Source organism: Hansschlegelia sp. KR7-227, assembly GCF_049446035.1.
Lineage (GTDB): Bacteria > Pseudomonadota > Alphaproteobacteria > Rhizobiales > Methylopilaceae > Methylopila.
The window spans coordinates 2,863,865-2,877,844 of sequence record NZ_JBMSEA010000001.1 but is presented as its reverse complement, the minus strand read 5'-3'; the positions used below and the strand labels follow the sequence as shown (position 1 = coordinate 2,877,844).

Genomic DNA, 13,980 nt, shown 5'->3' with positions numbered 1-13,980 from the left:
CGAAAGGGAATTGCGTCGATGGCGTTTCAAGGCCGCGGCGTCAGGCTACGATGTGGAATCCGTTGTCGGCGTAGACGACGGAGCCGGTGAGAGGCGCGGCGGCGTCGCTTGCGAGAAACGCCGCGACGCGACCGATGTCCTCGATGGTGACGAGGCGTCCGGCGGGGGTGCGCGCCCGCACCTCGTCCATCAGTTCGTCGAACCGTCCGATCCCCGAGGCCGCTCGCGTTTTCACCGGGCCGGCGGAGATGGCGTGGGCCCGGATGTTCCGGTCGGCGAGATCCGCCGCGACGTAGCGCACGCTGGATTCCAGCGCGGCCTTCACGGGGCCCATCAGATTGTAATTCTCGATGACGCGGTCGGCTCCGTAGAACGTCACCGTCATCAGGCTGCCGCCCGCCGTCATCAGCGGCGCGGCGAACTTCGCCATGCGCAGAAAGGAATGGCACGAGACGTCCATCGCCAGAGCGAAGCCTTCGGCGGAGCAGTTGAGCACGCTGGTGTGGAGGTCCTCTCGCTCGGCGAAGGCGATCGAGTGCAGCACGAAGTCGAGCTGACCCCACTCCCGCTCGAGCCGCTGGAACAGGCCCTCAAGCTGTCCGCGCACGCGAACGTCGCAGGGCGCGAAGATCGTGGCGCCGACCGAGTCCGCGACGGGCTGCACGTAGGGCTTGGAGCGCTCGTCGAGATAGGTCACCGCCAGTTCGGCGCCGGCCCGGGAGAAGGCGGCCGCGCAGCCCGCCGCGATGCTGTTCTCATTGGCTACTCCGACGACGAGCCCGCGCTTGCCGGAGAGGTCGACGAGTGGGGTCATGAGCTTTCAGTCCTTTCGATCGAGGATGGCGACGGCTTCGTCCGCGATCACCTGCTCCTCGTCCGTCGCGATCACGTGGATCGAAACACGGGAGTCGGACGAACTGATGATCGCCGCATTGGCTTCGTTCGCGGCGGCGTCGATCGACGCGCCGAGCCACGCGAGTCGGGACGCGACGGCGTCCCTCACCTGAGGCTGGTTCTCTCCCACCCCCGCCGTGAAGACGAGGGTCTCGAAGCCGGCGAGGGTGGCGGCCAGCCGCGCCGCTTCGCCGGCGATGCGGAAGGCGAACAGGTCGATCGCCTCGCGCGCCTCGGGCCGGGCGCTCGCGAGCAGCTCGCGGCTGTCCGCGCTGATCCCGGAAACGCCGAGCAGGCCCGACCGATGGTAGAGGATGTCCTCGACCTGGTCGAGGCTACGGCCGTCCTGCCGCATCAGATGGAGCGGGACGCCGACGTCCAGCGCGCCGCAGCGGGTCGCCATCGGCACGCCGTCGAGCGTCGAGAAGCCCATGCTCGTGTCGCGGCTTTGGCCCGCGTCGAGCGCGCAGAGGCTGGCGCCGCTGCCGAGATGCGCGACGATCACCTTGCCGCCCGCGAGCTCGGGCGCCCGCCGAGACAGTTCGCCGGCTATGAATTTATAGGACAGGCCGTGGAAGCCGTATCGCTTGATGCCGGCGTCGTGCATCTCGCGGGGAATCGCGAAACGACGCACGAGGTCGGCGTTGGTCCGGTGAAATGCGGTGTCGAAGGAGGCGGTCTGCGGCAGGTCCGGCCGGAGGCGGGAGATCGCGCGGATCAGACGGAGAGACTGGGGCTGGTGCAAGGGGGCCAGAACCGCCAGGCGTTCCATTTCAGCGAGCGTCGCGTCGTCGACGGCGGCGGCGCCCGCGAAGACGTCGCCGCCATGCACCACCCGGTGTCCCGCGGCTGCGAAGCGCGCGACGTCGAAGTGCTTGCTCAGCCAGCCGAAGGCCTCCGACAGCACCTCGTCCAGATCTTCGCCGGGCTGCGCCCGGAGCTCGACGTCGAAGACGTCCGGTCCTTCGACGAGGTGGAAAGTGAGCGGCGTGCGCCGGAAGTCGATCAGCCCCTTGCCGACGCGGCGCGGGCCGGACGGCTCGAGCGCGAACAGGCCGATCTTCACGCTCGACGAGCCGGCGTTGAAAGTGACGAGCAGCCTCTCATTCATCCGGCGGCGTCTCCCTGGGATGCCTGGCGCGGGACGCCTTCGCCCCGCTCAGAGACCCTGTCGAACGGGCCGGCACATGCGTCGAGTATGGCCTCCGGAACAGCTCGAATGGACAGCCGCGTCGCTCAAGCCGCTTCACTCTGGCGCGAGCGCCTATCCCGACCTTCGGATCAGAAGCGATAGCTGACGCCGACGCCCGTCACCCAGGGATTGATCTTGGCCTTGCCGCGAACGTCCGCGCCGCCCGCGGTCAGCCGGATCTTCGGCTCCATATAAATCTTCTTCAGGTCGAAGTTTACGCCCCAATGCTCGTCAATCATATAGTCGAATCCGACCTGAGCCGCCACGCCGACCGAGTTCTTCAGTTTCAAGTGGGAAATCGCGGGGCCGCCGTCCTCCTTGAAATAGATCGAATAGTTCACGCCGGCGCCGACATACGGCTTGAACTTGCCGAAGTTCGTGAAGTGGTACTGGGCCGTGACCGTCGCGGGGATCACCCATGTGTCGCCGATCTTGAGGCCGTCGATGGCGCCCCGTCCTCTGATCTTGTGATGGGAGGCGCAGCAGATCACTTCGACCGCCAGATTGGGCGTGAAGAAATAGCTGAAATCGATCTCGGGCATCACGTCGTCGGAGATGTGCGCGCCGCCGCGGATGTTCAGCTTGGCGGACGAATCCGGCAGCACGCCGATGGCGCGGACGCGCACCATGAACCGGCTCCACTCCGCCGGCGACGGCGCGACGAAGTTCGACGGCTCAGGAATGTCAGCCGCGCGGGCCTGACTGAACGCCGCCGTCGACGCGAGCAGCGCGAGCGACAGAGCCTGGAGCGATTTCATGACCTTCAACCCCCTGAATACACGGCGAAAACCGCCGCTGGTTCGGGGATAGGGCAGAGGCGGGGCGCGGGCGTTGATATGCGTCAAACGCAAAGCCGGATTAGGGCCGTGCGCGCCGCAATCCTGCTCTGCGTAGATTTGGGGTGAGGGGAGGTGGGACTGATCATCGCCGCGGAACGACGCCAGGGCGCATTTGCGCCGCCGCTCCGGGTCCGGCGCCGAACGGATCAAACCACGGCGGAATGGCGCGCCCCGGCGCCCAGGTGGACGTCGAACGCGCTCGCCACGATGCGCGCCAGCGACTGCGCGTCCCGCGTGATCGTCACGCGGTGGCCTTCGATACGGACGAACTCCTGCTCGACCAGCGGTCGCAGCTTCGCCAGATCGTCGTCGAAGACCTGCGGCTCGACCCCATGGCTGCGCGCAGCCTCGCCGAGGTCGACCGAGAAGCCGCACATCAGCGCCTCGATGACGTCCGAGCGCAGACGGTCGTCCGGCGTCAGGGCGTATCCTTTGACGGTCGCGAACTGGCCGGCGTCGACCGCGCGCGCCCAGCCGCCGGCGTCCGCCGCGTTCTGCGTGAAACCCCGATGCGATCGCCCGATGGCCGATGGGCCGAGCCCAATCAGCGCCTCGGAGCGGTCGGTGGTGTAGCCTTGGAAATTGCGGCGCAGTCGGCCCTCTCGCGCCGCACGGCGCAGAGCGTCGGCAGGGCGCGCGAAGTGATCGATGCCGACGGCGTCGTAGCCGGCGGCCTGCAGCGTCTCCCGCGCCGTCTCCGCAAGATCGTAGCGGGCCGCCGAGGCTGGAAGCGCGCATTCTTCGATCAGTCGCTGGTTCGCGCGAAACCACGGCACATGCGCGTAACCGAACAGAGCGATCCTGTCGGGCGCGAGGGACGCCGCGCGGCGCGCGGTGTCGCGGATCGAGCTCATCGTCTGGTGCGGGAGCCCGTAGATCAGATCGAAATTGAGGCCGGCGAAGTCCGCTGCGCGCAGGGCCGAAACCGCGGCCTTGACGACGGAAAAGGGCTGCGGCCGGCCGATGGCGCGCTGCACCTCCTCGTCGAAGTCCTGCACCCCGAGGCTGGCGCGCGTCACGCCCGCCGCCGCCAACCGCCGGGCGCTTTCGCGCGTCACCCAACGCGGATCGAGCTCGATCGCATGCTCGGCGTCGGATCGGACGTCGAATCTGCCGCGAATATCGGCGACGAGTTCGTCGAACAGCTCCGGCGGCAGCAGGTTCGGCGTGCCGCCGCCCCAGTGAATATGACTGACCCGAAGCGGTCCCGTGCGAGCGGCGACGAGCCCGATCTCGCGCCGCAGCCTCCGTGCGTAGGCGCGAAGGGGTTCGTCGCTTCGCGTCGCTCGGGTCGTGCAGGCGCAGTAATTGCAGATCGCGCGGCAGAACGGCACGTGAAGATAGAGCGAGGCGGTCCCCGCCGCGCCGGACAGTTCCCTCAACCACGCGTCATAGGTCTCGGGGCCGACGTCCGGACCAAAGGAGGGCGCCGTCGGATAGGACGTGTAGCGGGGCGCCGATCGCCGGACCAGTTCCGACAGTCGAAGCGGGATCATGCGCGACGGTCTCCCCGATTGGTTCGCCGACGTGACGCGGCTGCGGCGTCGGCCGCGTTCAATGCGAGAGCAGGAGAGGGATCGAAGCCATCTCCAGCAGATCGCGGGTGACGCCGCCGAACATCCATTCCCGTGTGCGGCTGTGGCCGTAGGCGCCTGAGACGATGAGGCCCGCTCCAAGCTCGTCCGCTACGTCGAGAAGCGTTTCGGCGACGGAGGAGAGCTCGCCCTCCTTCACGAGCGGCCGGGTGTTCGCGCCGTGCCGCGCCAGCCAGGCGGCCACGTCCTCCGCGCCCTCGTCCCGGAACGACGTCGTCGCGGCGACCACCACGACCTCCCCCGCGCCGACCAGAAGCGGTAGAGCGTCGTGGATCGCGCGGCGCGCCTCGCGCGTGTCCTTCCAGGCCACGACCACCGTCCGGGTCGACAGCGTCTCCGTGTCCGGAGGAGCGATGAGGATCGGGCGCCCGCACTCCATGACGACCGAGCCGGGGGAGACGCCGAGCATCAAGTCGCCGCGATCGGCGGAGGACTGCCGGCCGAGCACGACGATATCCGCGCAGCGAGCCTGTTCGATCAGGTAGCTGTCGGGGGCGTGGACGCAGCCGCGCCACTCCACGTCGTTCCGCGCGCCGACGACGTCTAGGAAGACCCGGCGAGCGGACTCGAGGTCCCGCTCCACGCGCCGGCTCTCAGCCTCGACTCCAAAGCCGCCGTCGTCGGCGGGCTGCAGGATCATCTGCTCGGCCGCGACGCCGATCAGTCGGGCCCCGAACATGTCCGCGAGGGACACGGCCAGCCGACCGCGAGACCGGGCGTTGGGCGAAAGGTCGAAATGCGCCATCACGCTCGCATAAGACGGCGAGCCAGCGATCGGTCGGGTCATGCTTCGTCTCCTGTCGACGTGGGTGCGACAGTCGAGCGAAAATGGCCGGTCCGCTTTGATCCTGCTCAAGCGGCCTGCCACTCCTTTCAAGAACGGGCTCGAACCCGCTATACCGCTCGGCATGACCGCCGTGGAAAACGTCGACCGAGCTGGACCGACGCGCGCGAACCGCGCGCCGCGCGGGCTGGCTTTGTTCACCCTCGACGCCGCTGGCCGTATCCTCACATGGCCGGATAACGCCGAAGGCGTCTGCGGATGGCCTTCGGAAGAAGTGATTGGGCGCCACTTCACCATCCTCATTCCGAGCCCGTCCTACGATCCGCCCGCCGCGGAGCAGCGCGCCGAACTCCTCAGAGCGGACGGGTCGCGCTTCCTCGCAGAAATTGCGTGGCTCGCGATCCGCGACGATGCGGGAAGGACGGTGGGCTACGCGCAGGCGGTGCGCGACGTCAGCGAAAGCCTCGCATGGGAGAAGGCGCTGGGCGCGAGAGAGGCGCATCTGACCTCCATCCTCGAGACGATCCCCGATTCCATGATCGTGATCGACGAACAGGCGATCATTCAATCCTTCAGCGCGGCCGCGATCCGGCAGTTCGGCTATGAGCCGGAAGAGGTCATCGGCCGCAACATCAAGATGCTGATGCCGGAGCCCTACCAGAGCAAGCACGACGGTTACATGGCCCGCTACCTGACGACGGGCGAGAAGCGGATCATCGGCCAAGGACGCGTCGTCGTCGGGCGGCGCAAGGACGGCTCGACCTTTCCGATGGAGCTTGCCGTGGGGGAGATGCGATCCGCTGGCGAGCGCTACTTCACCGGCTTCATCCGGGATCTGACGGAACGGCAGCAGACCGAGGCGCGTCTTCAGGAGATCCAGTCGGAACTCATCCATATGTCCCGCTTCACGGCGCTTGGCGAAATGGCGTCCACGCTCGCCCATGAAATCAATCAGCCGCTGACCGCGATCACGAACTATCTCAAGGGCTCGCGACGGATGCTGGAGCGGATGGAGGGCGAAGACGCGGCGGTCCTGCGCGGCGCGGTCGGCGAGGCGGCGGACCAAGCGCTCCGGGCCGGCGACGTCATCCGCAGGCTGCGCGACTTCGCCACCCGCGGCGAGAGCGAGCGCCAGATCGAGGATCTGCCCCGGCTGATCGAGGAGGCGAGCGCGCTTGCGCTGGTCGGAGTCCGGGAGCGCGGCGTTCGCGCCTCGTTCCATTTTGCGCCGGCTGCGCGCCTCGTTCTCGCCGACCGCATCCAGATCCAGCAGGTGCTCCTCAATTTGATGAGGAACGCGATCGAGGCCATGGAGGAGGCGCCGAGCCGCGAGCTTCGGATCGACACGGAGGTCTTTCCAGGCGGCTTTCTCGCGGTGAGCGTCGCGGATACGGGCCCGGGGATCGCTCCCGATATCGCCAATCGACTTTTCCAACCCTTCGTGACCACGAAGGAGAATGGCATGGGAGTGGGCCTTTCCATTTGTCGAACCATAGTCGAGGCCCACGGCGGCAAGCTGATCGTAGAGTCGTCCATCGGCGGGGGAACGAAATTTACGTTCACCCTTCGCGCGGTCGACGAATCCGAGGTCGCGAATGGCGAATGAAAAAGTCGTCCACGTTGTCGACGATGACGACGCGGTTCGCCGATCCCTGTCCTTCCTGCTGGCTTCGGACGGCCTCCCCGTGCGCCTCCACGCGTCCGCCGACGCCTTCCTGCACGACATAGACGACGTGCCGGAGGGCTGCATCGTCACCGACGTTCGAATGCCGGGCCTCGACGGCATCGAGTTCCTGTCACGGCTAAGGACGCAGGGATTCCGGCTTCCGGTCATCGTCATGACCGGTCACGCCGACGTGCCGATGGCGGTCGAGGCGCTGAAGCGGGGCGCGGTCGACTTCATCGAGAAGCCCTTCAGCGACGATCTCTTTTTAGGGGTCGTGAGATCCGCTCTCGCGGTCTCCGTCAGCGAATCCCGCGCGAATGCGCGCACGGCTGAGATGCGGGAGCGCGTGGATCACCTGTCAGAGCGTGAACGGCAGGTGCTGCAAAAGCTCGTCGGCGGCAAGCCCAACAAGGTCATCGCGTTCGAGCTCGGCATCAGCGCCCGCACGATCGAGATTTACCGCGCGAACGTCATGGCCAAGATGCAGGCGAAGAGCTTGTCGGAACTGGTGAGGATGTCGGTCGCCGCGGGCGTCGATCTCGACGGCGAACAGAACGATCGACGCGGTTGAGCAAGATCAAGTCCAAGAGCGCCGAACGACCGTAGGCTCCGACGCGTTCCCTAGTGTCAGGATGCCTTCATGTCCGTTCATGCCGGCACTGTCATCGTCGTAGACGACGATGAAGCGGTGCGGTCTTCGATGCGCTTCGCGCTGGAGCTGGAAGGCCTGATCGTGCGCCTCTACGAGGACGGGGCCGCGCTGCTGGAAGCTGGCGACCTTCCCGAAAAAGCATGCCTGTTGATCGACCAGTACATGCCCGGCATGGAGGGCATGGATCTGATCGCCCGGCTGAGGGATCGCCATGTTCGGCTTCCCGTCATTCTGATGACCGCGAAAGCCACCGAGGATCTGCGGCGCCGGGCGGTCCTGGCCGGGATCGAGCTGGTGGTCGAGAAGCCGTTCCGCGACGCTGCGCTCATGGAGGGAATCCACCGCGCTCTCGCGGCCCGCGGCGGGGCGCGGCCTGGCAACTAAGGGATTCCCCTTAGGTGGATACCTGAATTTCGCGGAGCCGCCGCTGGCCGTAGCTCTGGATCGCCTTCAGACGCGATCGACGGAGTCGTCAGATGCTCTCCACCCTCGATGCCCGCACCGCCGCTTCCATCCTGCCGCTCCCGCTCCACAAGCGTCACGAGCCTCTCCGTCCGGCAGTCGCGCCTCGCCGCGCTTACGCCAAGGACGAAGAGATCTTCCTGGAAGGCGACGAAGCGGAGTTCTTCTACAAGGTCGTCAGCGGCGCCGTGCGCACCTACAAGCTTTTGAGCGACGGTCGGCGCCAGATCGACGCCTTCCATTTCGCCGGAGAGATTTTCGGGGCGGAAAGCGGAGGCGAGCACCGCTTCACCGCCGAGGCGATCGGCGAAGTGACGCTCGTCTGCCATCGCAGCCGCTCCATCGGAACCATGGCGTTCGACAATCCCATGCTCGCCCGCGAAGTTCTGGCCTCGACGATGGAGGCTCTCGCCCGCGCGCAGGAGCACATGCTGCTGCTCGGCCGCAAGAGCGCCGTCGAGAAGGTCGCGAGCTTCCTCCTCGGCCTTTCGGAGCGTACGACGAGCGGCGGCGTGATCGACCTTCCGATGGCCCGCATCGACATCGCCGACCATCTCGGCCTGACGATCGAGACCGTGTCGCGCTCCCTGACCCAGCTCGAGCGTGAGGGCGTGATCTCGCTTCCGGCGCACCGCCGCGGGATCGTGCTGAAGGACCGTGCGGCGCTGAGGCGGCTGCGCGCCTGATCTGTCCCAAGCCTTTCTCATGCACGAAAGCGCCCGCGGCGAAAACCGCGGGCGCTTTCGTCACGAGGTGGCCGGAACGAGCCTGCCCTCGCGCAGCCTCAGCCGCCGGTCGACGACGCCGTCCGGCAGGTCGGCGTGGGTGATCAGCAGCACGGCGCGGCCCCGCGTGGCCGCCGACAGATCCTTTAGAAACGCCAGCTCCGTCTCCCGGTCGAGCCCGCTGGTCGGCTCGTCGAGCAAAAGCGTCGGAGCGCGCGACAGCAGAACGCGCGCCAGACAGAGCCGCCGGCCTTCGCCCGCGGACAGGCTGGTTCCAGCTTCGCCGAGTTCGGCGTCCAGGCCGCCGGGCAACGCCCTGACCACATCTGCGACGCGCGCCCTCGCGAGGGCCTCCCACATCTGCTCGTCGGACGCGTCCGGCCCGCCTATGGCGAGATTGTCGCGCACAGTGCCCTGAAAGATGGGTGCGTTCTGCTCGAGCAGGGCGACCGATGCGAGACGCTCGGGCTCCGCGATCGTCCGCAGGTCCCGTCCAGCCAGGCGCACGCCCCCTTGGTCCGGATCGGCCAGCCGCATCAGGAGACAGGCGAGCGTGGATTTCCCCGCGCCGCTCGCCCCCTCGACGGAGACCCGCTCGCCTGGCGCGACCGTGAGATCAAGGTCGCGCAGGACGGGTCTTTCGGCGTCATAACCGAAGGTCACCTGTTCAAAGGCGATCGAGCCGTCGGGCGTGAAGGGCTGCGGACGCTCCGGGGCGCGCACGGAAGGCGACGCGTCGCCGATCGCCTTCAACCGCTCCGCCGCCGCCGCCGCTCCGCCGAACTTCGCGATCGAGCGCACGAGCGCCGCCGTCGCCTCGAAGCTGCCGAGCGCGGCGAGAAGCAGGCCCACGAGCCTCGGCCCGCCGATCTCTCCCGCCTCATGCGCGTGGAGGCCGACGGCAAGGACGCCGATAGCGCCGCCTCCGGCCAGCGCGAAGACCGACGCGGAGGCGATGGCGGAACGGAAGGCGAGGCGACGCCGTGCGGTCGCAAGAGAGGCGAAGATCGCGGCGGATCGGCCCTTCGCGGTCTCCGCGGCGCCGAAGAGGATGAGGTCGGCGTGGCCGTCGATGGCGTCGAGGGCGGCCGTCCTCGCCTCCGCCGAAAGCCGGACGATCTCGGCGCCGAGGCGGCGGGTCGCGAGGACGAGCAGCGTCGGCGCGACCACGAGGGCCGCGGCCATCGCCACGCCATAAGGCGCGGCTGCGCCAGGCAGGAGCAAGGCGAGCGCGGCGGCGGTCGCGAGACTGACGAGCGCGCTCGAGATCAGCGGCCCCGCCGCGACGATGAAGACGCTGTCGAGCGCGTCGACGTCGGCCGTCAGCCGGGAGACGGCGTCGCCGCGCCTCAGCAGGCGGCCGTTCTGAAGAGCGCCGGCGCTGAGCGAGCGGAACACCCATTCCCTGATGTCGGCGAGCAGGCGCAGGGTCGCGTCGTGCCCGGCGAGCTTTTCGCCGTAGCGCGCGCCGATCCGCAGGAAGGACAGGCCCCGCACGGCGGCGGAGGGTCCGAACAGGTTGAAGCTCGCCGCCGCCGTGGACAGGAAGGCGGCCGTGAGGAACCAGCCGGAGACGCCGAGCAGGGCGACGCCTGCGCAGAGCGCGACCAGGGACAGAACGAGCGCCGCCGCGAAGCCGCGCGCGCGGCGCGCGAACAGGCGTCGGAAGGAGAGGATCGCGATCATGCGGCTATGTCCTGGATCGGATGTGTCCGTTCGACGATGAGGCGCTGGCCGGAGATGCGGACGGCGCCGTCCATGCGCTTCGCGACCACGGCGGAGTGCGTGGCGAGGAAGAGCGTCCGGCCCTCGGCGAAGGCCAGAAGTCGGTCAAGGACCGTCTTCTCGGTCGCTGCGTCCAGATGGGCGGTCGGCTCGTCCAGCAGGATGACGGCGGGATCGCGCAGATAGAGCCGCGCGAGCGCGACGCGCTGCGCCTCGCCGCCGGAGAGCCCGAGGCCGCCATCGCCGATCCGGGTGGCGAGCCCCTCCGGAAGCGGATCCGCGAAATCCCGGACGCACGCCATTTCGGCGGCCCGCCGCACGGCGGCGTCGTCCGCAGAGGGGCGTGCGAAGAGGATGTTCTCGGCGATCGTGCCGGCGAACAGATGGGGACGCTGGCGGACGTAGGCGAGGCGCGCTCGCAGCGTCGGCTCCGGCACGAGACGGAGCGGTTCGCCGCCGAAGCGGATCTCGCCGTCCGCCTCGCGCAGCCGGGCGAGCGCGTCGAGCAGCGCGGTCTTTCCGGCGCCGCTCGAGCCGACCAGCGCGAGCCGTCCCCCGGCCGCCAGACGAAGATCCGCATCGCGCAGGATGTCGCGCCCGTCCGGCGTACGCAGGCCGAGGCCGTTCGCCACCAGGGAGAGCGGGCTCGTAGTTCTGATCGCAGGCGCGGACACGGCCCCGGGCTCCGCCGCGTGGGGCGATTCGGGCAGTTCCTCGAACTGGCGCACGATCTCGGTGACCGCGGCGACCGCCTGAGCCCGGTCGTGATGATGCGCCGCGAGCAGGCGGAGCGGCTGATAGACCTCCGGCGCCAGCAGCAGGCAGGCGAGCCCCCCCGACAGAGTGAGCGGCGTCGCCCTCAGGTCGATGAAGCCGAGATAGCTGAGGCCGACATAGAGCGCGACGCCCGCCACGCCGAGCGCGGCGAAGAACTCAAGCACCGCCGAGGAGAGAAAGGCGATGCGCAAGATCCGCAACGTCCGCAGCCTGAGCTCCTCCGTCGCGCGCCGGACCTGCAGCGCCTCCGCCTCGGTCCGGCCGAACAGCCTGAGGGTGAGCAGACCGCGTATCCGGTCCGCGAAATGTCCGGACAGGCGCGCGAAGGCCTGCGTCTGGGCGTCGCTCGCCGCCTGCGCGCCCCAGCCGACAAGCGCCATGAACAGGGGAATGAGCGGGGCCGTGAGGAGGAACAAGAGACCGACCGTCACGTCGTAAGCGAAGGCCGCGGCGGCGATCGCGACAGGCAGCAGCCCGGCCTGGACCGCAGCGGGCAGGAAGCGCGCGAAGAAGCCGTCCAGGGCCTCGGGCTGGTCGACGACGGCGCTCGCGAGGGCCCCGGAGCTGCGCGCGGCCGTCCAGCCCGGCGGACGCGCCAGCAGACTTGTGAGAAGCGTCTCCCGCAGCGCGCGCTTGACCTTCTCCGCCGCCGCGGCGCCCGCCCATTCCCCGACGAAGCCCAGCAGGGCGCGCGCGGCCATGAGCAGCGCGATCGCTGCGACGGACGGCCAGAGCGCCGTCAGAGGCTCCCTCTGGGCGATGGCCCGGGCGAGCGTCTCGGCCAGAAGGGCCGCTTGCCCGATAAGCAGAGCTCCGGCGAGAAGGGGCGCGCAGACGGAGACGGCGAACGGCCAGCCTGCGTGTCCGCGCAGCGCGGAGAGCCTTCGGGCGGCCGCTTTCGTCTCGTCCCGTGTGAGCGCGCGCATCGGTCCGCCTGTCATTGGAGATGGTGGAGCCTTACCTGCCGATCCCCCAGCCGGCTTTGATCCTGCTCAAAGCGACGCCCGCGCCTCCGCTCTAAAGCTGGGCGCAACGGCCGGTGTGGGCCGGAAGACTTCCCGAGAGGCGGACGGATCATGATCGACCTGACGGTCGTCGACCTGTCGCGGCTGCAATTCGCCGCGACTGCGATGTATCATTTCTTATTCGTGCCACTGACGCTCGGCCTGTCCGTCCTAATGGCGGTCATGGAGAGCGTCTATGTGATGACGGGGCACGAAGTTTGGCGGCGCATGACGCTGTTCTGGGGCACGTTATTCGGCGTCAACTTCGCCATGGGCGTCGCGACCGGCATCGTGATGGAGTTTCAGTTCGGCATGAACTGGAGCTACTACAGCCACTATGTCGGTGACGTGTTCGGCGCGCCGCTCGCGATCGAAGGCCTGATGGCCTTCTTCCTCGAAGCCACCTTCATCGGTCTGTTCTTCTTCGGCTGGGATCGGCTTTCGAAGGTCGCCCATCTCGCCGTGACCTGGCTGACGGCGCTCGGCGCGAACTTCTCCGCGCTGTGGATCCTGATCGCCAACGGCTGGATGCAGAATCCGGTCGGTTCGACCTTCAATCCGGACACGATGCGGATGGAGGTCACCGACTTCATGGCGGTGATCTTCAATCCCGTCGCGCAGGCCAAATTCGTCCACACCGTCTCCGCGGGCTACGTCACCGGCGCGATGTTCGTGATGGCGATCAGCGCGTGGTTCCTGCTGAACAGGCGCCACATGGCGCTCGCCAAGCGGTCCATGGTCGTGGCCGCGAGCTTCGGCCTCGCCTCCGCCCTCTCGGTCGTCGTCCTGGGCGATGAGAGCGGCTATGCGGCGACCGAGCATCAGAAGATGAAGCTCGCCGCTATGGAGGCGATGTGGCATTCGGAGCCGGCGCCCGCGCCGTTCACCGTGTTCGCCGTGCCCGGCGACCAGGAGAACCGGTTTCAGGTCCAGGTTCCCTATGTGCTCGGGCTGATCGCGACGCGGTCGATCTCGGGAGAGATCCCCGGCATTCTCGACCTCGTGAAGCTCGCGGAAGGCCGCATCCGCAACGGCGTCGTGGCCTACAAGGCGCTGGAGCAGATCCGGGCCGACCGCAACGACCAGGCGGCGCGCGAGACCTTCACGGCGAACTGGAAGGACCTCGGCTACGCGTTGTTGCTGAAGCGCTACCGGACCGACGTCGAGAACGCGACGAACGAAGAGGTCGCGCAGGCCGCCGTCGACACCATCCCCGGCGTCGCTCCGCTGTTCTGGAGCTTCCGCGTGATGGTCGCGCTCGGCTTCTACCTCATCGGCTTCTTCGCCTTCGCGTTCTACCTGAGCTGCAAGCACAAGCTCGGCGACGGCCGCGCCTTCCTCTGGATCGCGCTGTTCAGTCTGCCCGCGCCCTGGATCGCGATCGAGGCCGGCTGGTTCATCGCCGAATACGGCCGCCAGCCCTGGGTGGTGGAGGGGGTGCTGCCGACCTTCTACGCGGCCTCGGGACTGACCCTCGTCGACCTCTCGATCAGCCTCGGCTTCTTCCTGACGGTCTACACGACGCTCCTGATCATCATGGTCTTCCTGATGCTCAAGATCGTCCGCGCCGGGCCGTCGAACCGCACCGTGCTCGACGGCGTTGGAGGCTCCGCGCACATCCCCGCCGGCGCCGCAGCCTCGCCCCAACGCTGAAGCCGTTCACCG

General features: G+C 68.2%; 12 protein-coding genes. 5 read left to right on the top strand and 7 right to left on the bottom strand.

Annotation, left to right across the window (positions count from 1 at the left end; all coding sequences use genetic code 11):
- Window positions 1-40: 40 nt before the first annotated feature.
- The 5 genes from fabI to ACO2RJ_RS13420 form a co-directional block, all read right to left on the bottom strand.
- Window positions 41-814, bottom strand: a complete 774-nt coding sequence (gene fabI, locus ACO2RJ_RS13440) for an enoyl-ACP reductase FabI (RefSeq protein WP_423268511.1) — start codon at window positions 812-814, stop codon at window positions 41-43.
- A gap of 6 nt (window positions 815-820) precedes the next feature.
- Window positions 821-2,005, bottom strand: a complete 1,185-nt coding sequence (locus ACO2RJ_RS13435) for an acetate/propionate family kinase (RefSeq protein ID WP_423268509.1) — start codon at window positions 2,003-2,005, stop codon at window positions 821-823.
- A gap of 170 nt (window positions 2,006-2,175) precedes the next feature.
- Complete coding sequence (locus ACO2RJ_RS13430) at window positions 2,176-2,844, bottom strand: OmpW/AlkL family protein (RefSeq protein ID WP_423268507.1); 669 nt, start codon at window positions 2,842-2,844, stop codon at window positions 2,176-2,178.
- 227 nt (window positions 2,845-3,071) lie between these two features.
- The gene (hemN, locus tag ACO2RJ_RS13425; RefSeq protein WP_423268505.1) at window positions 3,072-4,421 is read right to left on the bottom strand and encodes an oxygen-independent coproporphyrinogen III oxidase; all 1,350 of its coding nucleotides are present in this window, start codon (window positions 4,419-4,421) and stop codon (window positions 3,072-3,074) included.
- A 58-nt stretch (window positions 4,422-4,479) separates the two neighbouring features.
- Window positions 4,480-5,307, bottom strand: coding sequence for a universal stress protein (locus tag ACO2RJ_RS13420; protein ID WP_423268503.1), 828 nt, complete (start codon window positions 5,305-5,307; stop codon window positions 4,480-4,482).
- 121 nt (window positions 5,308-5,428) lie between these two features.
- Here ACO2RJ_RS13420 and ACO2RJ_RS13415 point away from each other — a divergent pair, with 121 nt between their 5' ends.
- The 4 genes from ACO2RJ_RS13415 to ACO2RJ_RS13400 all read left to right on the top strand — a co-directional run bounded on the left by ACO2RJ_RS13415 (window position 5,429) and on the right by ACO2RJ_RS13400 (window position 8,770).
- On the top strand, window positions 5,429-6,910 hold the full coding sequence (locus tag ACO2RJ_RS13415; RefSeq protein ID WP_423268502.1) for a PAS domain S-box protein: 1,482 nt from the start codon (window positions 5,429-5,431) through the stop codon (window positions 6,908-6,910).
- Window positions 6,900-7,541: a response regulator FixJ gene (gene fixJ, locus ACO2RJ_RS13410; RefSeq protein ID WP_423268501.1), complete on the top strand. Its 642-nt coding sequence runs from the start codon at window positions 6,900-6,902 to the stop codon at window positions 7,539-7,541. Before ACO2RJ_RS13415 ends, fixJ begins: the two co-directional genes overlap by 11 nt.
- 69 nt (window positions 7,542-7,610) lie before the next feature.
- Window positions 7,611-8,006, top strand: a complete 396-nt coding sequence (locus ACO2RJ_RS13405) for a response regulator transcription factor (protein WP_423268499.1) — start codon at window positions 7,611-7,613, stop codon at window positions 8,004-8,006.
- A gap of 92 nt (window positions 8,007-8,098) precedes the next feature.
- Window positions 8,099-8,770 (top strand): helix-turn-helix domain-containing protein, encoded by a 672-nt coding sequence (locus ACO2RJ_RS13400; protein WP_423268498.1) that lies wholly within the window; start codon window positions 8,099-8,101, stop codon window positions 8,768-8,770.
- Between the two features lie 60 nt (window positions 8,771-8,830).
- Here ACO2RJ_RS13400 and cydC read toward each other — a convergent pair whose 3' ends face one another.
- Together cydC and cydD are read right to left on the bottom strand one after the other, a co-directional pair.
- The gene (gene cydC / locus ACO2RJ_RS13395; RefSeq protein WP_423268497.1) at window positions 8,831-10,495 is read right to left on the bottom strand and encodes a thiol reductant ABC exporter subunit CydC; all 1,665 of its coding nucleotides are present in this window, start codon (window positions 10,493-10,495) and stop codon (window positions 8,831-8,833) included.
- Window positions 10,492-12,237 carry a thiol reductant ABC exporter subunit CydD gene (cydD, locus tag ACO2RJ_RS13390; protein WP_423268496.1) on the bottom strand — a complete coding sequence of 582 codons (1,746 nt, stop codon included), beginning with the start codon at window positions 12,235-12,237 and terminating at the stop codon, window positions 10,492-10,494. The genes cydC and cydD overlap by 4 nt, the downstream gene beginning before the upstream one ends.
- Window positions 12,238-12,387: 150 nt before the next feature.
- On the opposite strand from cydD, the gene ACO2RJ_RS13385 reads away from it, so the two are divergent.
- Window positions 12,388-13,968, top strand: a complete 1,581-nt coding sequence (locus ACO2RJ_RS13385) for a cytochrome ubiquinol oxidase subunit I (RefSeq protein ID WP_423268495.1) — start codon at window positions 12,388-12,390, stop codon at window positions 13,966-13,968.
- Window positions 13,969-13,980 lie beyond the last annotated feature (12 nt).

Coding starts and splice junctions, on each gene's coding strand:
- ACO2RJ_RS13435 (WP_423268509.1), bottom strand. CDS start 2,005: ATGAATGAGAGGCTGCTCGTCACTTTCAACGCCGGCTCGTCGAGCGTG.
- cydC (WP_423268497.1), bottom strand. CDS start 10,495: ATGATCGCGATCCTCTCCTTCCGACGCCTGTTCGCGCGCCGCGCGCGC.
- cydD (WP_423268496.1), bottom strand. CDS start 12,237: ATGCGCGCGCTCACACGGGACGAGACGAAAGCGGCCGCCCGAAGGCTC.
- fixJ (WP_423268501.1), top strand. CDS start 6,900: ATGGCGAATGAAAAAGTCGTCCACGTTGTCGACGATGACGACGCGGTT.
- ACO2RJ_RS13420 (WP_423268503.1), bottom strand. CDS start 5,307: ATGACCCGACCGATCGCTGGCTCGCCGTCTTATGCGAGCGTGATGGCG.
- fabI (WP_423268511.1), bottom strand. CDS start 814: ATGACCCCACTCGTCGACCTCTCCGGCAAGCGCGGGCTCGTCGTCGGA.
- ACO2RJ_RS13430 (WP_423268507.1), bottom strand. CDS start 2,844: ATGAAATCGCTCCAGGCTCTGTCGCTCGCGCTGCTCGCGTCGACGGCG.
- hemN (WP_423268505.1), bottom strand. CDS start 4,421: ATGATCCCGCTTCGACTGTCGGAACTGGTCCGGCGATCGGCGCCCCGC.
- ACO2RJ_RS13400 (WP_423268498.1), top strand. CDS start 8,099: ATGCTCTCCACCCTCGATGCCCGCACCGCCGCTTCCATCCTGCCGCTC.
- ACO2RJ_RS13385 (WP_423268495.1), top strand. CDS start 12,388: ATGATCGACCTGACGGTCGTCGACCTGTCGCGGCTGCAATTCGCCGCG.
- ACO2RJ_RS13405 (WP_423268499.1), top strand. CDS start 7,611: ATGTCCGTTCATGCCGGCACTGTCATCGTCGTAGACGACGATGAAGCG.
- ACO2RJ_RS13415 (WP_423268502.1), top strand. CDS start 5,429: ATGACCGCCGTGGAAAACGTCGACCGAGCTGGACCGACGCGCGCGAAC.